This window comes from Stenotrophomonas sp. TWI1183, assembly GCF_039673115.1.
Lineage (GTDB): Bacteria > Pseudomonadota > Gammaproteobacteria > Xanthomonadales > Xanthomonadaceae > Stenotrophomonas > Stenotrophomonas maltophilia_AA.
The window spans coordinates 1-23,060 of sequence record NZ_JBDJKZ010000007.1 but is presented as its reverse complement, the minus strand read 5'-3'; the positions used below and the strand labels follow the sequence as shown (position 1 = coordinate 23,060).

At 67.3% G+C, this 23,060-nt stretch carries 16 protein-coding genes and 3 tRNA genes; 9 read left to right on the top strand and 10 right to left on the bottom strand.

Going from position 1 to position 23,060, the window contains the following annotated elements:
• Positions 1–115 precede the first annotated feature (115 nt).
• Genes ABE434_RS08530 through ABE434_RS08520 form a run of 3 tightly spaced genes read left to right on the top strand, consistent with a single transcriptional unit; the run spans position 116 to position 4,784 of the window.
• The gene (locus ABE434_RS08530) at positions 116–1,384 is read left to right on the top strand and encodes an efflux RND transporter periplasmic adaptor subunit (protein WP_346478529.1); all 1,269 of its coding nucleotides are present in this window, start codon (positions 116–118) and stop codon (positions 1,382–1,384) included.
• Positions 1,381–3,348 (top strand): MacB family efflux pump subunit, encoded by a 1,968-nt coding sequence (locus tag ABE434_RS08525; RefSeq protein WP_346478528.1) that lies wholly within the window; start codon positions 1,381–1,383, stop codon positions 3,346–3,348. Before ABE434_RS08530 ends, ABE434_RS08525 begins: the two co-directional genes overlap by 4 nt.
• Entirely contained in the window at positions 3,345–4,784 is a 1,440-nt protein-coding gene (locus tag ABE434_RS08520) for a TolC family protein (RefSeq protein WP_346478527.1), read from the top strand. The genes ABE434_RS08525 and ABE434_RS08520 overlap by 4 nt, the downstream gene beginning before the upstream one ends.
• A 140-nt stretch (positions 4,785–4,924) precedes the next feature.
• Here ABE434_RS08520 and rlmB read toward each other — a convergent pair whose 3' ends face one another.
• The 3 genes from rlmB to rnr form a co-directional block, all read right to left on the bottom strand.
• Positions 4,925–5,671 carry a 23S rRNA (guanosine(2251)-2'-O)-methyltransferase RlmB gene (rlmB, locus tag ABE434_RS08515; RefSeq protein ID WP_176989936.1) on the bottom strand — a complete coding sequence of 249 codons (747 nt, stop codon included), beginning with the start codon at positions 5,669–5,671 and terminating at the stop codon, positions 4,925–4,927.
• Between the two features lie 110 nt (positions 5,672–5,781).
• Positions 5,782–6,258: a GFA family protein gene (locus ABE434_RS08510; protein ID WP_346478526.1), complete on the bottom strand. Its 477-nt coding sequence runs from the start codon at positions 6,256–6,258 to the stop codon at positions 5,782–5,784.
• 148 nt (positions 6,259–6,406) lie between these two features.
• Positions 6,407–8,875, bottom strand: coding sequence for a ribonuclease R (gene rnr / locus ABE434_RS08505; RefSeq protein ID WP_176989938.1), 2,469 nt, complete (start codon positions 8,873–8,875; stop codon positions 6,407–6,409).
• A 127-nt stretch (positions 8,876–9,002) separates the two neighbouring features.
• Between rnr and ABE434_RS08500 the strand changes: the two genes are divergently transcribed.
• The 3 genes from ABE434_RS08500 to ABE434_RS08490 all read left to right on the top strand — a co-directional run bounded on the left by ABE434_RS08500 (position 9,003) and on the right by ABE434_RS08490 (position 9,629).
• A tRNA-Leu gene (locus ABE434_RS08500) sits at positions 9,003–9,089 on the top strand.
• Between the two features lie 180 nt (positions 9,090–9,269).
• Positions 9,270–9,356 (top strand) — tRNA-Leu (locus ABE434_RS08495).
• 186 nt (positions 9,357–9,542) lie between these two features.
• A tRNA-Leu gene (locus tag ABE434_RS08490) sits at positions 9,543–9,629 on the top strand.
• 154 nt (positions 9,630–9,783) lie between these two features.
• Here the strand turns inward: ABE434_RS08490 and ABE434_RS08485 are convergent.
• The 4 genes from ABE434_RS08485 to ABE434_RS08470 are packed head-to-tail and all read right to left on the bottom strand — an operon-like array spanning position 9,784 to position 14,489.
• On the bottom strand, positions 9,784–11,355 hold the full coding sequence (locus ABE434_RS08485) for a DHA2 family efflux MFS transporter permease subunit (RefSeq protein WP_176989939.1): 1,572 nt from the start codon (positions 11,353–11,355) through the stop codon (positions 9,784–9,786).
• A gap of 7 nt (positions 11,356–11,362) precedes the next feature.
• Positions 11,363–12,544: a multidrug efflux MFS transporter periplasmic adaptor subunit EmrA gene (gene emrA / locus ABE434_RS08480; RefSeq protein ID WP_346478525.1), complete on the bottom strand. Its 1,182-nt coding sequence runs from the start codon at positions 12,542–12,544 to the stop codon at positions 11,363–11,365.
• Between the two features lie 11 nt (positions 12,545–12,555).
• Positions 12,556–14,040, bottom strand: coding sequence for an efflux transporter outer membrane subunit (locus ABE434_RS08475; protein WP_346478524.1), 1,485 nt, complete (start codon positions 14,038–14,040; stop codon positions 12,556–12,558).
• A gap of 5 nt (positions 14,041–14,045) precedes the next feature.
• Positions 14,046–14,489 carry a MarR family transcriptional regulator gene (locus tag ABE434_RS08470; protein WP_019184373.1) on the bottom strand — a complete coding sequence of 148 codons (444 nt, stop codon included), beginning with the start codon at positions 14,487–14,489 and terminating at the stop codon, positions 14,046–14,048.
• A gap of 143 nt (positions 14,490–14,632) precedes the next feature.
• Between ABE434_RS08470 and ABE434_RS08465 the strand changes: the two genes are divergently transcribed.
• Together ABE434_RS08465 and parC are read left to right on the top strand one after the other, a co-directional pair.
• Positions 14,633–15,511 (top strand): helix-turn-helix transcriptional regulator, encoded by an 879-nt coding sequence (locus ABE434_RS08465; protein ID WP_179459359.1) that lies wholly within the window; start codon positions 14,633–14,635, stop codon positions 15,509–15,511.
• Between the two features lie 58 nt (positions 15,512–15,569).
• A complete protein-coding gene (gene parC / locus ABE434_RS08460; RefSeq protein ID WP_346478523.1) occupies positions 15,570–17,813 on the top strand; it encodes a DNA topoisomerase IV subunit A in 2,244 nt (747 codons plus the stop codon).
• A 192-nt stretch (positions 17,814–18,005) separates the two neighbouring features.
• Here the strand turns inward: parC and bfr are convergent, their stop codons facing one another.
• The 3 genes from bfr to asnB form a co-directional block, all read right to left on the bottom strand.
• Positions 18,006–18,494 (bottom strand): bacterioferritin, encoded by a 489-nt coding sequence (bfr, locus tag ABE434_RS08455; protein ID WP_176989944.1) that lies wholly within the window; start codon positions 18,492–18,494, stop codon positions 18,006–18,008.
• Between the two features lie 67 nt (positions 18,495–18,561).
• Positions 18,562–19,950 (bottom strand): cation:proton antiporter, encoded by a 1,389-nt coding sequence (locus ABE434_RS08450; RefSeq protein WP_346478522.1) that lies wholly within the window; start codon positions 19,948–19,950, stop codon positions 18,562–18,564.
• 88 nt (positions 19,951–20,038) lie between these two features.
• Entirely contained in the window at positions 20,039–21,730 is a 1,692-nt protein-coding gene (gene asnB, locus ABE434_RS08445; protein WP_346478521.1) for an asparagine synthase B, read from the bottom strand.
• Positions 21,731–22,098: 368 nt separating this feature from the next.
• Between asnB and ABE434_RS08440 the strand changes: the two genes are divergently transcribed.
• Complete coding sequence (locus ABE434_RS08440) at positions 22,099–22,977, top strand: tetratricopeptide repeat protein (protein ID WP_346478520.1); 879 nt, start codon at positions 22,099–22,101, stop codon at positions 22,975–22,977.
• The last annotated feature ends 83 nt before the right edge of the window (positions 22,978–23,060 follow it).

The window sequence follows — 23,060 nt, the reverse complement described above, 5'->3', positions numbered from 1 at the left end:
TTCAAAGGGCGATGCGGATACACAACGAAACGTGTCGTGCGCCGCAGGGATACATCTTGGTACACGGCGAGCATTGAGCCGGCGGTGAACGGTCTTCACAATGCTGACAACGCCGATGCACCGGCCTGCCGAGTTGACGATCATCGTGAAGCCCCGTTTGCCCAGAACCCGCCGTGCCCGCCTCCTGCTGTTGCTGGTGGTCCTCGTCCTGATCGCCGCGATTGTGGCATGGATGCTGCGCAAGCCGGCCGCGCCGACACTGGCCACCTCGCCGGTCAGCCGCGGGGATATCGAGCAGACGGTGGAAGCCACCGGCGTGATCGATGCCTACAAGCTGGTGAGCGTCGGTGCGCAGGCCTCGGGGCAGATCAAATCGCTCAAGGTCCAACTTGGCGATACCGTCAAGGAAGGCGACCTGATCGCCGAGATCGACGCCACCACGCAGCAGAACCAGGTGCTCAACGCCCAGGCGTCGCTGGACCAGGTCAAGGCGCAGCGCGCGGTGCAGCAGGCCAGCCTGCGCGAAGCCGAGCTCGAATTCGCCCGCCAGCAGCAGATGCTGGCCGCCGAGGCCACCTCGCGCGCCGAGTTCGATGCGGCCGACGCGAAGCTCAAGACCGCACGCGCCCAGATCCAGTCGTTCGACGCGCAGATCACCGGCCGTGAAACCGAACTGGGCACCGCCCGCGCCAACCTGGCCTATACCCGCATCACCGCACCCATGGACGGCACCGTGGTCGCGGTGGTCGCCGAGGAAGGCCGTACCGTGAACGCCAACCAGACCGCGCCGACCATCGTGATGCTGGCCCGGCTGGACCTGGTGACGGTGAATGCCGAGGTGTCCGAAGCGGACGTGGTCAAGATCAAGGCTGGGATGCCGGTGTACTTCACCACGCTGGGTGAGCCGGACCGCAGATTCCACGCCACGCTGCGCCAGATCAACCCGGCACCGTCCTCGATCGCCAACGACAACTCCAGCAGCTCCAGTTCGTCCAGCTCCAGTTCCAGCACCGCGGTCTACTACAACGCCTTGTTCGATGTGGAAAATCCTGACGGCACGTTGCGCATCGACATGACCGCCCAGGTCTCGGTGATGCTCAAGCAGGCCAAGGACGTGCTGATCATTCCCGCCGTCGCGCTCGGTCCGAAGACCCGTGACGGGCAGTACATGGTGCGCGTGGCCGATGCCGACGGCATGCCCGCCCCGCGCAAGGTCAAGATCGGCATCAACAACGGCGCCAATGCCGAAGTGCTGTCCGGCCTGGCAGAAGGCGACAAGGTCATCGTCGGCGAAGGCGGCGGCACGCAGGGTGCCGGCGGCGGCAACCGCGGCGGTGGCGGCGTTCGGATCAGCGGCCCCGGCATGGGTGGGCCGCGCCGATGAGCACCGCCACGGGCACGCCGCTGCTGCGGCTGCGCGACCTGCGCCGGGAGTTCCCGGCGGGCGATGAGACCATCGCGGTGCTGCGCGACGTCAATCTGGACATCGCAGCGGGCGAGATGGTGGCCATCGTCGGCCAGTCCGGCTCCGGCAAGTCCACGCTGATGAACATCCTCGGCTGCCTGGACCGGCCCACGCGCGGCAGCTACCAGGTGGCCGGCCGCGAAACCGGCCGCATGCAGCCGGACGAACTGGCCGAGCTGCGCCGCGAGCATTTCGGCTTCATTTTCCAGCGCTACCACCTGCTCGGTGACCTGGACGCGCGCGGCAACGTGGCCGTGCCCGCCGTGTATGCAGGCAGCCCCGGCCCGGTGCGCACCGCGCGCGCCGAAGAACTGCTGCAACGGCTGGGCCTGGGCGACCGCATGAACCACACCCCCGGCCAGCTCTCCGGCGGGCAGCAGCAGCGTGTGTCGATCGCGCGCGCACTGATGAACGGCGGCGAAGTGATCCTGGCCGACGAACCGACCGGCGCACTGGACACGAAATCCGGCGAAGAAGTGATGGGCATCCTCGGCGAGCTGCATGCCGAAGGCCACACCATCATCATCGTGACCCACGACATGAGCGTGGCCGAACACGCCCAGCGCATCATCGAAATCCGCGATGGCGAGATCATCGCCGACCGCATCAATCCGAATGCACCGAGCTACCGCGCGCAGCGCCAGCCGACCGTAGCGGCCGGCAAGGGCCACAGCTGGCGGGCGGCACGCGACCGCTTCACCGAAGCGTTCCGCATGGCCCTGCTGGCGATGAACGCCCACCGCCTGCGCACCTTCCTGACCATGCTCGGCATCATCATCGGCATCGCCTCGGTGGTCTCGGTGGTGGCGATGGGCAATGGCTCCCAGCAGCAGATCCTGCAGAACATCAGCGCGCTGGGCACCAACACCATCGACGTCTATCCCGGCCGCGGTTTCGGCGACATGCGTTCGGCCCGGGTGCAGACGCTGAAGGCCAGCGATGCCGATGCACTGGGCCGGCAGAGCTACATCGACAGTGCCACGCCCAGCGTGTCCTCCTCGGTGACCGCGCGCTACCGCAATCAATCGGCCACCGCGCAGGTCAACGGTGTTGGCGAGCAGTTCTTCCGGGTCAAGGGCGTGACCCTGATCGCCGGCAGCTTCTTCGATACCGATGCGGTGCGCAGCCTGGCCCAGGTGGCCATCATCGACGAGAACACCCGCACCCAGTTCTTCCCGAATGGCGAAGACCCGGTCGGCCAGGTGATCCTGCTCGGCAACGTGCCGGTGCGCGTGGTCGGTGTCGCGCAGCGGCAGAGCTTCGGCTTCGGCGGCAGCACCAGCCTGAGCGTGTGGGTGCCCTACACCACGGTGATGTCGCGCATGCTCGGCCAGAGCCATGTTTCCAGCATCACCGTGCGCGTGGATGACACCACGCCGATGGATGCGGCACAGGCCGCCATTTCCAAGCTGCTGATCATGCGTCACGGCACCGAGGACTTCTTCCTCAGCAACAGCGCCGAGATCCGCCAGACCATCGAGCAGACCACCCGCACGATGACGCTGCTGATCAGCGCCATCGCCGCGATCGCGCTGCTGGTCGGTGGCATCGGCGTGATGAACATCATGCTGGTCTCGGTGACCGAGCGGACCCGCGAAATCGGCGTGCGCATGGCCGTCGGCGCGCGGCAGAGCGATATCCGCCAGCAGTTCCTGATCGAGGCGGTGCTGGTGTGCCTGCTCGGCGGCCTGCTCGGCGTCGGCCTGTCGCTGGTGGTCGGCTGGCTGTTCGGCAAGTTCGCACCGGACTTCCAGATGCTGTTCTCGACCGCATCCATCGTGGCCGCCTTTGCCTGCTCCAGCCTGATCGGCGTGGCGTTTGGTTTCCTGCCGGCCCGCAATGCCGCCCAACTTGATCCCGTGGAGGCGCTGGCGCGCGAATGAAGATTTCTCCTGCTCTGCTGCCCCCTGCGTCACTGCGCCCGCTGGCCCTGGCCTGCGTGACCGCGCTGGCCCTGTCTGGCTGCGTCAGTACCGGCCGCTACCAGGTCGATGCACCGGCGGTCCCGGCCACCTACGGCCGTGGCGATGCCAGCTTGAACGCTCCCACCGAGGCCGTCAGCGAACAACCGCATGCGGCATCGGCGGATGTCCGCGCCGATGCCTGGTGGACCCAGTTCGGCGACCCCGGCCTGGACCGCGTGATCGATCGTGCGCTGGCCGCCAACACCGATCTGGTCTCGGCCGGATTGGCCGTGCAGCGTGCGCGGCTGCAGGCCGGGTTGGCCGACAACGCCCTGTGGCCGCAGCCCTCGGGCAGCGTCGGCAGCAGCGGCAACCGCCCGATCGACCAGAGCGCGGACTGGAACCGCGGCAGCTCGGCCGGCGTGTCCCTGCAATGGGAGATCGACCTGTGGGGGCGCCTGCGCGCCCAGCGCGACATCGCCCAGTGGGACGCCCAGGCCAGCCAGGAGGACCTGCAGAACACCGCGCTGCTGGTGATCAGCGACGTGGCCACGCAGTACTGGACGCTGGCGTTCCTCAACCAGTCGATCGCCGCCGGCCAGGCCAACCTGGCGCGGCTGCAGCGCACCCGCGAGCTGGTCCAGGCGCGCTTCGATGCCGGTGCGGTATCGCGGCTGGAAGTGCGCCAGGCCGCGCAGAGCCTGGAAGCACAGCGTGCCGCGCAGAGTGCACTGGAGCAGCAGCGCGTCGCCGCGCGCAATGCGCTGACCGTGCTGCTGGACGGGCAACCGCTGGCGATGGCCGACGAGCCGCAGCAGTTGCAGCGCGTCGGCAGCCCGGTGATCGCCGAGGGCCTGCCGGCCGATCTGCTCGGCCGACGCCCGGACCTGCGCGCCGCCGAGCTGCGCCTGCGCAACAGCCTGAAGGCCATCAAGGTCACCGCGACCCAGTACTACCCGGCGCTGAGCCTGACCGGCAGCGTCGGTACCGGTGCCACCTCGCTCTCGGACGTGCTGAAGAATCCGGTCGCCACCTTGGGTGCGGGGCTGTCGCTGCCGTTCCTCAACGTGCGCCAGGCCCAGTTGAACACCCGCCTGGCCGGCACCGACTACCAGATCGCGGCCAACGGGTTCCGCCGCACGCTGTACACCGCGTTGTCGGAAGTGGACAACGCCTTGTCGGCGCGCACCCAGTTCGCCACGCAGGTCGCGGCCTCGCAGGCGTCCTATGACGAAGCGGTGGAGATCGAACGGATGTACGAGGTGCGCTACCGGGTCGGTGCGACCGATCTGCGGACCTGGCTGGAAGCGCAGCAGACCCGGCGCGATGCCGAGCTGTCGCTGGCATCCGTGCGTCAACGGCAGCTGATCAACGATGTGACGTTGTTCAAGGCGCTGGGGGGAAGCGCGGGCTGATCGCCCGCGCCAGGTGCATCACCGGTAGAGCCACGCCATGCGTGGCTGTTTTTCAATCCGGCGCCGCACATTGGCTGCCTTTCGATCCGGCACCGCTCAGCCACGCATGGCGTGGCTCTACCCCCGGGCCCGTGCGCGGCTTACAGCCCGCGCTGACGCACTGCTTCGAACAGGCTCACGCCGGTGGCGACGGAGACGTTGAGGCTCTCGATATCGCCCGGCATCGGAATCTTGACCAGGCCATCGCAGTTCTCGCGGGTCAGGCGGCGCAGGCCGTCGGCTTCGCCGCCCAGCACCAGCGCCACGTTGCCCTTCAGGTCGATCGCGTACAGCGATTCGGTGGCTTCGCCGGCCAGGCCGTAGATCCACACGCCCTGCTTCTGCAGATCCTTCAGGCAGCGCGAGAGATTGGTCACCTGCACCACCGGGATGCGGTCGGCCGCGCCAGCCGAGGTCTTGCGCACGGTCGCGTTGACCGAAGCCGACTTGTCCTTGGGAATGATCACCGCCGTGGCACCGGCCGCCGCCGCGCTGCGCAGGCAGGCGCCGAGATTGTGCGGGTCCTGGACTTCATCAAGGATCAGCAGCAGGGCTTTGCCCTCGGCCGCTTCGACCAGCCCTTCCAGCTCGTTCTCGCCCCAGGTCCGTGCGGCCTGGTAGCGCGCGGCCACGCCCTGGTGACGCACCGAACCGCCCACACCGTCCAGCGCCTGGGTGTTCACCTTGCGCACGTCGATGCCCTTGCGGCGTGCGTTTTCCTCGATCTCGGTCAGACGCGGATTCTTCGCACCGGCCTCGATGAGGACCTCGCGGACGTTCTCGGCATCATTCTCGATCGAAGAGGCGACGGCGTTGACGCCGACGATCCACTGGCTTTGCTTGCTCATTGCGGGGGGCGGGACCGGTAAAGGGGTTGGTAATGGTAGAGCATCGAGGCCCACCCTGCCCTGCCGGGCGTTCACGGGGGGCGTTCACGGGGTGCGGCCACCGCCGGCCTTCAGCCCGGCGGCCAGTCCGTGGTGTCGTGGTCCGGGTGCTGGCGGGAAACGATATGCAGCAGGAAGTCCCCGGCCGCAGTATCCTCCTCGCTGCGCAGCGCGCTGAGCGAGCCCAGCGTATCCACGAACGGCAGCTTGGCCTCGATGCCGTACTGGATCGTCGGCGGCAGAAGGGCCGGCTCGTCGAACGCACCGGCCGCGACCGCCACGCCGTCCGGCGCTTCATAGGTCAACGGGGTGCCGCAGTCGGCGCAGAAGCCGCGCTGGACCAGGTTGGACGACGCGAAACGCCGGGGTTCGCCGCGGGTCCAGCGGAAATCGCTGCCGCGCACCGATACCAGGGGGGCGTAGTACGCGCCGAAGGCCTTCTGGCACATCCGGCAATGGCAGATCGAACTGTGGGTCAGCTCACCGACCACATGGAAGCGGATCGCGCCGCACTGGCAGCCGCCGCTGTATTCGGGGAAGGACTGCATGGGATCGCTCCGACGGGGTCCGTGGAAACAGCATGCCCACCCACGGGGGGCGGGTGGACGGTGTGCCGGCCGACGGTCGGCGGGTAGACGATGTGCCGACCAACGGTCGGCACCTACCGCGTACCGGCCGTGGGCCGGTACGCGACGATCAGTACTTCTGCTTCTGGCGCTTGGCCGGCTGGCCGCGCGGCGGCAGTTCGGGCAGCGCATCGTCCTTCTCTTCGACCAGGCGGAAGTCGATCTTGCGCTCTTCCATGCTGGCCTTGAGCACCAGGATCCGCACCCGGTCACCGAGACGGTAGATCTTGCCGCGACGTTCGCCGTTGAGCGTCTTGCGCACTGCGTCGAACTGGTAATAGTCGTGCGGCAGCTGGGTCACGTGGACCAAGCCGTTGACCTTGGACTCATCCAGCTCCACGAACAGGCCGAAGCTGGTCACGCCACTGATCACGCCGTCGAACTGGCCACCCACGTGCTTTTCCATCCACGCGGCGCGGTAACGCTCGTCGACTTCGCGCTCGGCTTCGTCGGCACGACGCGCACGCTCGGAGCACTGCAGGGCCAAGGCGGCCATCTCACGCGGCGAGTAGGTGAACTTCTCCGGCGCGGCCCCGCTGAGCGCGTGCTTGATCGCACGGTGCACCAGCAGATCGGGGTAGCGACGGATCGGCGAGGTGAAGTGGGCGTACGCGTCCAACGCCAGGCCGAAGTGGCCCAGATTGTCGGGCGAATACACGGCCAGGCTCTGGCTGCGCAGCAGCACCGATTCCAGCAGTGCCGCGTCGGGGCGATCGCGCACCTTCTTGAGCAGCTTGGTGAAATCGGCCGGCTGCACCTTCGACCACGGCGGCAGGCTCAGCTTGAATTCCTTCAGGAACTCGAGCAGATCGGCGTACTTGGATTCCGGCGGACGCTCATGGTCGCGGAACGGCGCCGGCACCTGCTTGGCCAGCAGGTAGCGTGCGGCCTGCACGTTGGCCGCGATCATGCATTCTTCGATCAGCTTGTGCGCATCGTTGCGCACCATCATCCCGGCCTGGGTGACTTCGCCGGTGTTGTCCAGCACGAAGCGCACTTCGGAGGTTTCGAATTCGATCGCACCGCGACGGGTACGGGCCTTGGCCAGCACGTGATACAGCTGGTACAGGCGGTCGACCTGCGGCATCAGCGGGCCGATCGCCTTGCGCGCGGCCGGGTCGTTCTCGCCCACCGCTTCCCAGACCTGGTTGTAGGTCAGGCGCGCGTGCGAGTTCATCACCGCTTCGTAGAAACGCGAATGGATGACTTCGCCTTCGCGGTTCACCTGCATGTCGCAGACGAAGCACATGCGGTCGACCTTGGGCATCAGCGAGCAGATGCCGTTGGACAGCGTTTCCGGCAGCATCGGCACCACGAACCCGGGGAAGTAGACCGAGGTCGCGCGCTTCTGCGCTTCATCATCCAGCGGCGTACCGGGACGGACGTAATTGGAGACGTCGGCGATCGCCACGACCAGGCGGAAGCCTTCGGCATTCGGTTCGCAGTAGACCGCGTCGTCGAAGTCCTTGGCGTCCTCGCCATCGATGGTGACCAGCGGCGTGTTGCGCAGGTCTTCGCGGTGGCCGATCTGTTCCGGGGTGACCACCATCGGCACGGCGGTGGCTTCCGCCAGCACTTCGGCCGGGAACTCGAACGGCAGCTCGTGGCCGTGGATGGCGGTTTCCACCACCAGCGACGCGGTCAGCTTGTCGCCGAGCACGGCGATGATGCGGCCGATCGGCGGGCGACGGGTGTCCGGCGCCTGGGTCAGCTCGCAGACCACCAGCTGGCCGTCGCGGGCATCGCCGGTCTGGTCGGGCGGGATCTGCACATTGCGCTGCACGCGCTTGTCGTCGGGCACCACGTAATTGATGCCGAACTCGACGCTGAAGCGGCCGATCAGGCGGCTCATGCCACGCTCGAGCACGCGCGAAATGCTGGCCTCGCGGCGACCACGACGATCGATGCCGGTCACGTTGACCAGCACGCGGTCGCCATGCAGCACCTTGCGCATCTCGAACGGCGGCAGGAACAGGTCGTCACCGCCTTCGACCGGGCGCAGGAAGCCGAACCCTTCCGGGTTGGCGATCACCACGCCGGTGATCAGGTTGACCGCCTGCAGCGGCGCGAAACCGCCACGGCGGTTCTGCACCAGCTGGCCATCACGGCACATCGCACCCAGGCGCTTGCCCAGGGCATCGGCACGGTCCGGCTCGGTCAGGCCGAGATGGATGGCGATCTCGTCGGCGGTCTGCGGGCCATCGCAGCGGTCGAGCAGCTGCAGGATCGCCTCACGGCTGGCGATCGGCTGCGCATAGCGCTCGGCCTCGCGGGCGGCGAACGGATCCACCTGCACTTCACCATCCAGCGGAGCCGGATGCGGGCGGCGGCGCGTCGGGATCGGCCCGGCGTGCGCGGGCTTCGCGCCCCGCTTGTTGCCGCGCGGCGGCTCAGGGGTGTTCAGGGATTCGGGCATCCAGGGGGGCAGCTTGCCGGCTTTCTTGGCGGCAGCGCGGGGGTTGCCCGACGGACCGGCAGCCTTCTTGGGCGCCGGGGACTTGGGGGCTTTCGCGCCCTGGGTCGGTTTCTTTGGTTTCATTGACCTCAATAGTAACCGCTACGGGTGTGCAGAATCGGTCAGCGGCACTCCTGTGCAGGATTGTGAAGAAATTTCACAAAACCGTTGACAAGCGTCCCGGACATGCCCAGAATTCGCCCCCTGAGTCGCCCAGGTGGCGGAATTGGTAGACGCACTAGCTTCAGGTGCTAGCGGGGGCAACTTCGTGGAGGTTCGAGTCCTCTCCTGGGCACCATGACTCGGAAAATGATCAAACCCGCGCAAGCGGGTTTTTTCGTTTCTACCGTCCGGCACGCGCCACGCACGATTCGCGCGTCACCGTTGTCGATGACGCTGCATCGCGCGGCGAACAAAATTTCCTGCGACATCCTGTTGACACATTCGCGGTTCTCCCGCAGAATTCTCCTCCTGAGTCGCCCAGATGGCGGAATTGGTAGACGCACTAGCTTCAGGTGCTAGCGGGGGCAACTTCGTGGAGGTTCGAGTCCTCTTCTGGGCACCATGACTCAGTAAATGATCAAACCCGCGCAAGCGGGTTTTTTCGTTTCTGCGCCCCGCTTTCTGCGCCCCGCGCGATGTGCGGGGCTTCAACCGTGCGATGACGCGAAGACGGTCGATGGCCGAAAATTTTCCGACGCGATCCTGTTGACACACTCACGGTTCTCCCGCAGAATTCTCCTCCTGAGTCGCCCAGGTGGCGGAATTGGTAGACGCACTAGCTTCAGGTGCTAGCGGGGGCAACTTCGTGGAGGTTCGAGTCCTCTCCTGGGCACCATGACTCAGAAAATGATCAAACCCGCGCAAGCGGGTTTTTTCGTTTCCGGGCCAGGCGTGCATGGATACATGCGTAGCGCGCGACGCCCGGCACCACCCCACAACGAAAAAACCCCGCCTTTCAGCGGGGTTTTTCGTTTCAACGTAACACGTCTTCAGTGCCCGCCGGCCGAGGCCGCACCCGCCCCTGCGCCGAACGGCGGCTTGGCCAGCCACAGGAAGGCGATGATGGCCAGGAAGATCCAGCCCAGCAGGAAGAAGATGTCGTTGAAGCCCATCTGCGAGGCCTGGTGGTTGATCATGTTGTTGAGCGCGGCCGCGCCATGCTGCAGGTCGCCCTGCCCCATCGCGGTCACCTGGTCCTGCATGCCCGGGGTGTAGCCGGAGATGTGTTCGGTCAGGTGCGCGTGGTGCTCCTGGGTACGGCGTGCCCACAGCCACGTGGTCAGCGAGGCGGCGAAGCTGCCGCCCAGCGTACGCAGGAAGGTGGCCAGGCCGGAACCGGCGGCGATCTCGCGACCGTCCAGATCCGACAGCAGGATCTGCAGCACCGGCATGAAGAACAACGCCACGCCGATCCCCATGATCAGCTGGATGCCGGCCACATGGCCGAAGTCCACCTGCAGGTTGAAGCCCGAGCGCAGGAAGCTGGTGAACGACAGGAAGATGAAGGCGATCGTGGCCAGCATGCGCATGTCGAACCGCGAGGCGTACTTGCCCACGAACGGCGTCATGATCACCGGCAGCACGCCGATCGGCGCGGTCGCCAGGCCGGCCCAGATCGCGGTGTAGCCCATGTCACGCTGCAACCACTGGGGGATCAGCAGCGCCACGCTGAAGAACGCCGCGTAGGCCACCACCATCGCCAGCGTACCGGCGCGGAAGTTGCGATGCCGGAACAGGCGCAGATCGACGATGGGATCCTTGTCGGTCAATTCCCAGATCAGGAACACCGCCAGGGCCACCACCGACACGCAGGCCAGCACGACGATCTTGGTCGAACTGAACCAGTCTTCGTCGTTGCCCAGATCGAGCACCAGCTGCAGTGCGCCCACGCCGATCACCAGGGTGATCAGGCCGACGTAATCCATCTTCGGCTTTTCGACGTGTTCGGGGCGCCCCTTGAGCTGGTTGCCCACCACCAGCGCGGCGAAGATGCCCAGCGGCACGTTGATCAGGAAGATCCATTCCCAACTGTAGTTGTCGGTGATCCAGCCCCCGAGGATCGGGCCGGCGATCGGCGCGACCACGGTGATCATTGCCAGCAACGCCAGCGCCTGCCCGCGTTTCTCGCGTGGATAGAGCGAGACCAGCAGGCTCTGCGTGATCGGGTACATCGGGCCGGCGACGAAGCCCTGGATCGCACGCGAGACCACCAGCATGCCCATGCTCTGGGCCAGGCCGCACAGCAGCGAGGCCAAGGTGAAGGCCAGCGTGGCCCAGACGAACAGCTTGGTCTCGCCGAAGCGACGGCTGAGGTAGCCGGTCAGCGGCAGCGCGATCGCGGTGCTGACCGCGAACGAGGTGATGACCCAGGTGGCCTGCTGCGAACTGGCGCCGAGATTGCCGGCGATGGTCGGCAACGACACGTTGGCGATGGTGGTGTCCAGGACCTGCATGAACGAGGCCATCGCCAGCCCTGCGGTACACAGGGCGACGTTGGCCGGCCGGAAGGCCGTGCCTGGCGCCGCGGGGGCGCCCGGCGCGGCGGGAGCTTGTGCGGACATGGTGGCCTCAGCTCGCCTTGGCCTGCTGCGGCAGGTTGCTCTGGATGATCTGGTGGATCACATCGTCGGCGCTGTGCAGCTGCTTGGCGTAGACGTCGGTATCGAACACCTGGCCCTTGGCGGTTTCGGTCGGCAGCACGGTACCCTTCTGGTCGCGCAGGCTCACTTCGGCCTTGATCGACAGACCGATGCGCAGCGGGTGCTCGGCGAGCTGCTTGGCATCGATGGCGATGCGCACCGGCACGCGCTGCACGATCTTGATCCAGTTGCCGCTGGCGTTCTGCGCCGGCAGCAGCGAGAACGCCGAACCGGTGCCCAGGCCGAGGCTGTCGATGCGGCCCTTGTAGGTGACGTCACCGCCGTACAGGTCCGAACGCAGCTCCACTTCCTGGCCCAGGCGCATGTGGCGCAGCTGGGTTTCCTTGAAGTTGGCTTCGACCCACATCTGCTCGGTCGGCACCACGGCCATCAGGGCATTGCCCGGCTGCACGCGCTGGCCGACCTGCACCGAACGGCGGGCGACGTAACCGGTGACCGGCGCGACGATGCCGGCACGGGCATTGTTGAGATAGGCCTGGCGCAGCTGTGCGGCGGCGGCCTGCACGTCCGGCTGGGTCGCGATCACGGTGTCATCGACCAGCGCGTTGCTGCGCTCGAAGGTCTCGCGCGAGCCGGCCACGGCGGCTTCGGCAGCGGCCAGTTCGGTGCGGGCATGCGCCAGTTCTTCGTTGGAGATCGCGCCGGTGTTGGCCAGGTCCTTACGACGGTTGAAGTCCTCGCGCACGCGCTTCAGGGTGACCTGGCGCGCGTTCAATTCGGCCTGGGCGCCTTCCACGCTGCGGTACAGACCGCGCACCTGGCGGACCGTCTTGGCGAGGTTGGCTTCGGCCTGCTGCAGGGCGACTTCGGTATCGGCCGGGTCCAGCTGGACCAGCAGCTGGCCACGCTCGACGCGCATGCCGTCATCGGCGTTGATCCCGACCACGGTGCCGCTGATCAACGGGGTGATCTGGACCTGGTTGCCCTGCACGTAGGCATCGTCGGTTTCTTCGAACCAGCGGCCGAACATGAAGTACCACAGGGCCAGCGCGGCCAGCAGCAGCACGACGATGACCAGCAGGCCGCGCAGCAGCTTGCCGCGACGGGAGGGAGCTGCCTTCTCGGCAGCGGGGGCGGAGGTCTGACTCATGGGGATGACTCTCAGGAATGCGGGGATTCGGGGGTGGCGGCGACCGTGGCGGCGTCGCTGGTCGGGGTGAAACCACCGCCCAACGCCTGGCTCAGGCGGACCGAAACAAGGATCTGACGCGACTGCAGGCTGGCCAGCCGCTGCTGGGAGACCAGCAACTGCTCTTCGACACTGAGCACGTCCAGGTAGCTGCCGATGCCGGCGCGGTAGCGCTGCTCGGCCAGGTCATGGGCGGCGCGCGCGGTGCTGACGGCCTGGGCCTGGGCACTGGCCTGGTCGGCCAGCGAACGCACCGCGTTGACCTGGTCGGCGACGTCACGCAGCGCGTTGACCACGGACTGGTTGTAGTCGGCCACGGCCAGGTCGTACTGCGCGTCGGTCTTGCCCAGGTTGGCGCGCAGGCGGCCGCCGTCGAAGATCGGCAGGCTCAGTGCCGGGCCGAGGAAGGCGAACGTCGAGCCACTCTTGAGCAGCTGGTCCACTTCACTGGAAACCACGCCACCCAGGGCGGTCAGGTTGAGGCTGGGGTAGAACGCAGCCTTGGCCGCGTGGATCTCGCGGTTGGCCGCCTCCACGCGCCAGCGCGCGGCGACGATGTCCGGGCGACGACCGAGCAGTTCGCTCGGCAGCACGCCGGGCAGCTGCAGCGCCAGCGGGTTCAGCATCTGCGGGCGTTTGATCTGCAGGCCACGGTCCGGGCCCTGCCCGACCAGCGCGGCGAGCGCGGTGCGGGCTTCATCGATCTGCTGCTGGGCGGCCTGCTGTTGCTGCTGCGCGGCCGGGATGCGGGCCTCGGCCTGGCGGGTCTGCAGGTCGCTGTCGATGCCTGCGGCGCGACGCTGGCGGGTCAGGTCCAGGGTCTTCTGCGAGCGCGCCAGTTCTTCGCTGGCCACGTCCTGCAGTGTCCACGCGTAGCCCAGCTGCGCGTACGCCTCGGCGATGGCGGCGGAGAGATTCAGGCGCGCGGCTTGGGCGTCCACTTCCGCGGCGTGACCGCTATCCACGGCGGCTTCCCAGGCGGCGCGCTTGCCGCCCCACAGGTCGATGCCGTAGCTGAAGCTCAGGTAGGCCTGGCCGCTGCCGGCGTAGCTGCCACCGAGTTCGTCACCGACCATCGATTCGGGCAGGCGCACGCCGGTGTAGCCGCCGGAGGCGGAAACGCTGGGCAGGCGATCGGCGCGGGCGGTGCCGATCTGGGCACGGGCCTGGCGCAGGCGCGCATCGGCCGCCTCCAGCCCGGGATTGCGCTGCAGGCCTTCGGCGATCAGGGCGTCAAGCTGGGGGTCGCCCAGCGCGCGCCACCAGTCGGTGGCCGGCCAACCGGGCTGGCTCAGGCCGTTGGCGGCCAGGGTGCGCTGGGTCTGCAGGCTGTCTGCGTCGAGCAGACGACCCTGCGGCTCCAGGCCGCGGCTGCTGGCACACGCGGCCAGCGCAAGCGCCAGCACGGAGACCAGCACCGGCCGCAGCGGGCGCAGTGGATGAGAGCGTTCAAACATGGAAGTCATGGCGTTACCAGTGAGTCGCGTACACGGGTCATGAGGGAAAGCAGCTGCGCGCGTTCGTCCGAAGACAGATCGCGCATGGCGTCGTCGATGGTCTGGTCCCCGCGCTGTTTGAGGCGGGCCCACAACTGGCGGCCCGGCTCGGTCAGCACGATCTGCAGTGCCCGCCGGTCCTGGGCATGCGGCTCGCGCCGCACGCAATCCAGGGCTTCCAGCTTGTCCAGCAGGCGGGTCACCGCGCTCGGCACCTGGTCCAAGGCCTGGGCCAACTCGTTGGCGGTGCACGGGGCACGCGCCGCGAGCACCTTCAGGCCGAGATAGTGAGTGAAGCCAATACCGAGGTTTTCCTCGGCCATCGACGTGTCTAGCTGACGGACCAGGCCATCGCGCACTTGGCGCAGCAGGAGTCCGAAGCTGGGGGGATGGGCATCAGGGCAGATCATGGGTGAGCATTCTCTTCCAAAAAATATATTTCTCAATAGAAATATTTAATCTGGAACCAAATGCTGTGTTGCAACAATCAGAACAATGGGCAGGTCGCTACCTTAATGGCGCCCTGGACTGGCCCGGTATTACAATTTGGACAATGGATAACACTTTCAGGCCAGAGCGCGAGACCGACGCCACCCAGATGATCCGCAACCAGGTCTTGGACTGGTTCGAGCGGGACGATGGACTGGGCGTGCTCGGCTTCCGGATCGAGAGCGCCCGCGGGCTGGACCGGGAGATCGACTGGCACCAGCACCGGCGCGCGCAGCTGATCTGCGTGGAGGCGGGCCTGCTCACCACCCGCACCCGCCATGGCACCTGGTCGCTGCCGCCCGGCTGCGCCGGCTGGATGCCGCCGGGAGAGCCGCACACCGTGGACATCTGTGGGCCGCTGCGGGGCTGGGGCATCATCGTCAGCGCGGCGATGGCCCATGACCTGCCCGACGAGCCCTGCGTGGTGGCCATTTCCGATCTGCTGCAGGCCCTGTCGCTGCGGGTCACCGCGTGGGTGCCGGCGGCCGAACCCAGCCTGCGCCAGCAGCACATGATCGAGGTCCTGCTGGACGAAATCCGCAATGCCCCGCGCCAGCGCATGCACCTGCCGATGCCGCAGGACCGGCGCCTGCTGCGGATCGCCTCGCAGCTGATCGCCGATCCGGCCGACGGCCGCAGCCTGGAGCAATGGGCCCAGTGGGCGGGCCTGTCGCCGCGTACACTGACCCGGCACTTCCGCGATGAAACCACGCTCAGCTTCGCCCAGTGGCGCCAGCAGGCCCGGTTGGCCGAGGGCCTGCGCCGCCTGTCCGATGGCCAGAGCGTGTCCGACATCGCGCACGAACTGGGGTTCAGCAGCCCCAGCGCCTTCGTCACGGTGTTCCGCCGCCACTTCGGCAGCCCGCCCGGGCGCTATCTGGCGCGCAGCGGGCACCCCCTGAACCCATCACGCGGCTTGGCATCCCCGGCCGCATCCGGATAATCATCCGCCTGCGAGGGCGACAGCCGTCGCCGTCCCTTGCCACAGGTAACAATCCCGCATGACCGATCTTGCCCGCCCCGCGTTCCACGGCTTTGAACAGCTGCCCCTGCGCGAGTACGCCGAACGGGCGTACCTGGACTATTCGATGTACGTGGTGCTCGACCGCGCACTGCCGTTCCTCGGCGACGGCCTCAAGCCGGTGCAGCGCCGCATCATCTATGCGATGAGCGAGCTGGGTCTGAACGCGTCCTCCAAGCCGAAGAAGTCCGCGCGTACCGTCGGTGACGTGATCGGCAAGTACCATCCGCATGGCGACAGCGCCTGCTACGAAGCGCTGGTGCTGATGGCCCAGCCCTTCTCGTACCGCTACCCGCTGATCGAAGGCCAGGGCAACTTCGGCTCGACCGACGATCCCAAGTCGTTCGCGGCGATGCGTTACACCGAGTCCAAGCTGACCCCGATCGCCGAAGTGCTGCTGGGCGAGATCAACCAGGGCACCACCGACTGGACCCCGAACTTCGACGGCACCCTGGAAGAGCCGACCTGGATGCCGGCGCGCCTGCCGCACCTGCTGCTCAACGGCACCACCGGCATCGCCGTCGGCATGGCCACCGACGTGCCGCCGCACAACCTCAACGAGATCGTCAGTGCGCTGCTGCACCTGCTCGACGACCCGGATGCGACGGTCACCGACCTGTGCGAGCACGTGAAGGGCCCGGACTACCCGAGCTTCGCCGAGATCATCACCCCGATCGCCGATCTGCGCACCATGTACGAGACCGGTTACGGCAGCGTGCGGGCGCGCTCCACCTTCCTGAAGGAGAACGGCAACATCGTGATCAACGCGCTGCCGTTCCAGGTATCGCCGTCGAAGGTGATCGAGCAGATCGCCGCGCAGATGCGCGCCAAGAAGCTGCCGTGGCTGGAAGACATCCGCGATGAGTCCGACCACGCCAACCCGGTGCGCGTGGTGCTGGTGCCGCGCTCGAACCGCGTGGACGCCGAGCAGCTGATGGGCCACCTGTTCGCCACCACCGACCTGGAGCGCAGCTACCGGGTCAACCTCAACGTGATCGGGCTGGACGGCCGCCCGCAGGTCAAGAACCTCAAGACCCTGCTCAGCGAGTGGCTGCAGTTCCGCAGCACCACCGTGACCCGCCGCCTCAACCACCGCCTGCAGAAGGTCGAGCGTCGCCTGCACATGTTGGACGGCCTGCTGGTCGCCTTCCTCAACCTGGATGAAGTGATCCACATCATCCGCACCGAGGACGAAGCCAAGCCGGCGCTGATCGCGCGCTTCGCGCTGAGCGAGGAACAGGCCGAGTACATCCTGGAAACCAAGCTGAAGCAGCTGGCCCGCCTGGAAGAGATGAAGATCCGCGGCGAGCAGGACGAGCTGGCCAAGGAACGCGACAAGATCGTCGGCATCCTGGAGAGCAAGGCCAAGCTGAAGAAGCTGATCCGCGACGAGCTGGTGGCCGATGCCAAGAAGTTCGGCGATGACCGTCGCTCGCCGCTGGTGCAGCGTGGCGCGGCGCAGGCCATCGACGAGACCGAGCTGGTACCGAGCGAACCGATGACGGTGGTGCTTTCGGAGAAGGGCTGGATCCGTGCGGCCAAGGGCCACGACATGGACCCGGCCACCCTGTCCTACCGCGATGGCGATGCGCTGCTCGGTTCCGTGCGCGCACGCAGCACGCAGCAGGTAGCGTTCCTGGACAGCGAGGGCCGTGCGTACTCGACCCTGATCCACACCCTGCCCTCGGCCCGTGGCAACGGCGAGCCGCTGACCGGTCGCTTCTCGCCGGCCCCGGGCAGCGCCTTCATGACGCTGGCCAGCGGCGAGAACAACACGCGTTTCGTGCTGGCCTCCACCCACGGCTATGGCTTCGTGACCCGCTTCGAGAACCTGACCGGCCGCAACAAGGCCGGCAAGGCGATGCTCAACCTGACCTCCGGCTCCAAGGTGCTGACCCCGGCCGTGGTCGCCAATCCGGAGACGGACCGCATCGTGGCCGTGACCAGCTCGGGCAACCTGCTGGCTATCGCCGCCAGCGACCTGCCGGAACTGGACAAGGGCAAGGGCAACAAGATCATCGACATCCCCAAGGCCAAGCTCGCCACCGAGCGCGTGGTCGCGGTGGTGTCGGTGGCGCCGGGCAACACGCTGCTGGTGCGCAGCGGCCAGCGCACGATGAACCTGTCCTTCAAGGACCTGGACACCTACCTGGGGACCCGCGCCACCCGCGGCCATCTGCTGCCGCGTGGCTGGCAGAAGGTGGAAGGCCTGGCGGTGGAATAACGGTCCCGCGTCGACGTGGATCGGAACGGCCGGGGAAACCCGGCCGTTTTTTTTGCGCCCACAGAAAAGGCCGGGGTTCCCCGGCCTCTCTGTTCGAATCCACGTCGGCTGGCTGGCACACGCTGGCGGGCGGACGGGGGTTCAGCAGCTGGCTGGCGAAGGCTGGCTGGCGTGCGGAACCCGATGCCGCACTCAATGCGCGGCGGTACCTTTCGCATCCATCTTGCTGGTCTGGTACAGCGCCAGGCCGATCCGCTTGATCAGGCCCAGCTGCTGCTCCAGCCACCAGGCGTGGTCTTCTTCGGTGTCCTTCAACTGCACCAGCAGCATGTCGCGGCTGACGTAGTCCTGGTGCTGTTCGCACAGCTTCATGCCGGCGGCCAGGTTGTTGCGGACGCTGTACTCGGTGTCCAGGTCCTTCTGCAGCATCTCTTCCACGGTCACGCCGGGCTCGAACACATGCGGGCGCATGTCCGGGTCGCCGCCGAGGAAGAGGATGCGGCGCAGCAGCGCATCGGCGTGCTGGGTCTCTTCTTCCATTTCGTGGTTGAGGCGCTCATAGAGCGCGAACAGGCCCTGGTCTTCGTAGCGGCGCGAATGGATGAAGTACTGGTCGCGCGCGGCCAACTCGCCGCGCAGCAATTCCTTCAAGCAGGCGATGACGTCCGGGTTGCCTTTCATGGGGGTGCTCCTGATGAATCAATGCGCGCATGGTGCCCTATCTGGAATTCCGGTGATCTAATCGGAATCAGTTGCAGTTGCGCTTCCACCGCTCCATCGCATTCAGCAACGGCCCGGTCATGGCCGTGGTCACCAGCGCCATGATCACCAGTACGGCAAACAGGCGGTCCCCCAGGAAGCCCAGCTCGTAGCCCAGGTTGAGCACGATCAGCTCCATCAGGCCGCGGGTGTTCATCAGGGCACCCAGCTTCCACGCGTCGTGGTTGCCCATGCCGGCACTGCGCGCGGCGCTCCAGGTGCCGATCAGTTTCCCGAGGGTGGCCACCACGATCACGATCAGGCACAGCACCAGGTCGCTGGCCTGCAGGGCATCGGCGCGCATGCGCAGGCCGGTCATGGCGAAGAACAAGGGCAGCAGCAGGGTGACCGCGAACGGCTCGACACGCTCGGCCACGGTATGCCGCAGGGTGGCGTTGCCGGACACCGCCACGCCGGCCGCGAACGCGCCGAACAGCGCGTGGATGCCCAGCATCTCGGTGACCAGGGCGCAGCCCAGCGCCATCAGCAGCATGATCAGCAGCCAGCGTCCTTCCTGGCCCGGTGCGATCACCAGGCGCGAGAACCACGGGCGCACCACGCCCAGCATCAGCGCGACGAAAGCGACCACGCAGACCAGGTTGATCGTCGCGGGCACCCAGCCCTGCGATTGCGCAGCCGCCACGATCAGCGCCAGCAGGCACCATGCGGTGGCATCACCGAGCGCGGCGCAGGCGATGGCGGTCTGGCCCAGCGGCGTGCCGGTCATGCCACGGTCGGCCAGGATGCGCAGCAGCACCGGGAAGGCGGTGATGCTCAATGAGATACCGACGAACAACGCAAAGCCGGTGAAGCCCACGCCCGGCGGTGCGTGCGCGCCGTACAGCCAGATCGCCAGCAGCACACCCAGCACGAACGGCACCGCGATGCCGGCATGGCTGACCACGATGGCGAAACGACGCCGCCCCCGAAGCCCGCCCAGATCCAGCTCCGCACCGGCCACCAGCAGGAACATCAGCACGCCGAGCTGGCTGAGCAGGCCGAGCGAACCGAGCGATGCCGGCGGGAACAGCATGCCGTGCACCTGCGGCAACACGGCGCCCAGCACCAGCGGCCCCATCATCAGGCCCGCCGCCATCTCACCGATCACACCCGGCTGGCCGAGGCGACGGAACACCCAGCCCGCGCCCTTGGCGACCATCAGCAACACCAGCAACTGCAGCAGGAACAGACCGAGCGGCGCATGCAGATGCGCGGCCCAGTCGGCGCCCAGCGAGGACTCGGCACGGGCCACCTGTGCGGTCACGGCCGGGCCGGCAAACCGCGCCAGGCCCAGGCCGATCAACAGCGGCAGTGCCACCCAACCCAGGTAGCGCCATGCCAGCCCGCTGCGGCGCATGCCGGTGGTGTCAGAGTCCATGACCGATCCCCATCGATTGAAGGGGCGATTCTACGGGCTGCACGCACTGCCACACCACCGCGGACGACGCGGCGGTGTGGCCCATCGGTCAGGCCAGTGCCTGCTCGTGCACGCCGGCGATGGCGCGCCCGGAGGGATCCGCCATGGCCGCAAAGCTGGCATCCCACGCGATGGCGGCCGGCGAGGAACATGCGATGGACTTGCCACCCGGCACGGTTTCCGCCGCGGCCTGGGTCGGGAAGTACTGCTCGAACACGTGGCGGTAGAAGTAGGCTTCCTTGGTCTGCGGCGGGTTGTGCACGAAGCGCTTGTCCGCGGCCGCCATCACGCGGTCGCTGACCTGGGCCTCGGCATGCGCCTTGAGCCCGTCGATCCAGCCGTAGCCGACGCCGTCACTGAACTGTTCCTTCTGGCGCCACAGGATCGCGTCCGGCAGGTAGCCTTCGAAGGCCTCGCGCAGCACCGCCTTCTCGATCCGGCGTGCACCGGCGGGGCCCTGCCCGACCATCTTGTGCTTGGCATCGATGCGCATGGCGACGTCGAGGAACTCGCGGTCCAGGAACGGCACGCGCGGCTCCACGCCCCACGCCATCATCGACTTGTTGGCGCGCAGGCAATCGTAGTTGTTGAGCGCGTCCAGCTTGCGCACCAGCTCTTCATGGAACTCCCGTGCGTTCGGCGCCTTGTGGAAGTACAGATAGCCACCGAAGATCTCGTCGCTGCCTTCGCCGGACAGCACCATTTTCACGCCCATCGCCTTGATCCGGCGCGCCAGCAGGAACATCGGCGTAGACGCGCGGATGGTGGTGACGTCATAGGTCTCCACGTGGCGGATCACTTCCGGCAGCGCATCCAGCCCCTCTTCGAAGGTGTACTCGAAGCCGTGGTGCACGGTGCCCAGTGCTTCGGCGGCGATGGCGGCGGCCGCCAGATCGGGCGAACCCTTCAGACCGATCGCGAAGGAGTGCAGGCGCGGCCACCAGGCTTCCGTCTGATCGCCATCTTCGACACGGTGGCGGGCATAACGCGCGGCGACCGCAGCGACCAGCGACGAATCCAGACCACCGGAGAGCAGCACGCCATAGGGCACGTCGGTCATCAACTGGCGGTGCACCGCGCGCTCGAACGCCTCGCGCAGCTCGACGCGGTCGGCCTCGACGCCTTCCACCGCGTCGTAATCGCGCCAGGGGCGTTCGTAATAGCGGGTCAACGTATCGGTGGCACTGTCGTACCAATGGCCCGGCGGGAACTGCGCGGCGTCGGCGCAGATGTCCACCAGCGACTTCAGTTCGGACGCCACCACCAGGCGGCCGTCCTTGTCGTGGCCCCAGTACAGCGGCACCACGCCGATCGGATCACGCGCGATCAGCACGCGCTGCTGGGCGCGGTCCCACAGCGCGAAGGCGAAGATGCCGTTGAGGCGGTTCAGGAAGGACGCCGGGCTGTCCTCGCGGTACAGGGCGTTGATCACCTCGCAGTCCGAGCCGGTCTGGAAAGCGTACGGCTGGGCCAGTTCGGCCTTCAGTTCGCGGTGGTTGTAGATTTCGCCGTTGACCGCCAGCGCCAGGCCGCCGTCCTCGGACAGCAGCGGCTGCGAGCCACCGGCCGGATCGACGATGGCGAGTCGCTCGTGGACCAGGATGGCGCCGTCATCGACATACACCCCGCTCCAGTCCGGGCCACGATGGCGCTGGCGCTGCGAGAGGTCCAGCGCATGGCGGCGCAGTGCGGGGAGGTCGTCGCCGGCCTGGAGGCCGAAAATACCGAAGATCGAACACATGGGAACAGCTCCTGATAATGGGGGAATACACGTGTTGCAGGCATTCGACCGGCCACCCGGGCCCGGAAGGGGTAAACCCGGGCCACAAAAAAACCCGCATCGGTCGATGCGGGTTTTCTGGGGTCCGGGCGTGTTGCTTGTACTAGCCCTGGTCGCAGTCCCGCATCGGCCGCGCACGATTATTCGCGCGCAGATTGGTGCGGTTGGTATTGTTGACAGCGGTGGCCGGGAACGAGGACATGGACCGACCGTAACCGGGTTTCGACGGCGGTGCAACTGTTGCGATGGCAACCAAACCGACCGTCGCGGACAACCCGGCGCTCCGGGGCCGGGCGATAATCACCGCCCTTACGCATCACCTGGCTGGCATGACCCTTCGCATCGGACGCATCGCTTCACGCCTGGGCGGCATCGCCCTCACCTTCGCCCTGGTCGCCTGCAGCAGCACCCCGTCACGGACGCCCGCAAGCATCGTGCAGTCGGTCGAGGCCAAGGCCGCCGACGGCAGCTTCGACAGTGCCTGGGACGCGGCGAAAACCTACGAAACCTTCAACGATCCGCGCGCGGTGACGTGGTATGAGCGTGCCGCCGCCGTCACCCCGTGGAGCTTCCACAACCCCCAGGCCGAAGAGGCGCTGGGCCGGATCTGGACCCACGGTGAGCTGGTGCACGGCACCGGCCCGAACATCGTCCAGGGCACGGCGCTGCGTGCCTCGCCGCGGAAGGCCGAGCGCTGGTACCGCACCGCGGCCGAGCACGGCAACCCGATGGCCATGCTGATGCTGGCCAAGTTCCATCGCGAACGCGGTGACGCAGCGAGCGCGCTGCGCTGGGACCTGCGCGCGACCATCTACCACCACATGCAGTCCGAATCCTCGCGGCTGCCGCAGGCGATCGCGCCACAGCCGGATGGCACCCTGCATCCGCTGGTCGTCGACATCCAGCGGCGTGCGCAGCGTGGCGATGCCGACGCCCAGGTGGATCTCGGCGCGATGTACGAACTCGGCATGGGCCTGCCGTGCGATGGCCTCGAAGCGCTGCGCTGGTACCGGCGGGCGGCGGACCAGGGCAATGTGTATGGCCAGTACTTCAGCGGCCTGCTGCTGGGGCGTGGGCGCGCGGGCGTGACCAAGGATCTGGACGCCGCCGCCGGATGGTTTGCGAAGGCCTATGCGCAGAAGTTCTATCTCGCCGGGGAGACCTACTGGCGCAAGACCATCGAGCCGCCGTTCTGGACCTTCGGGTAGTGCCGGCTTGCGTGAGGGTAGTGGCGGCCGGGGGGCGGGGGGGCGGGGTGGGGGGGGGCGGGGGGGGGCGGGCCCGGGGCGGG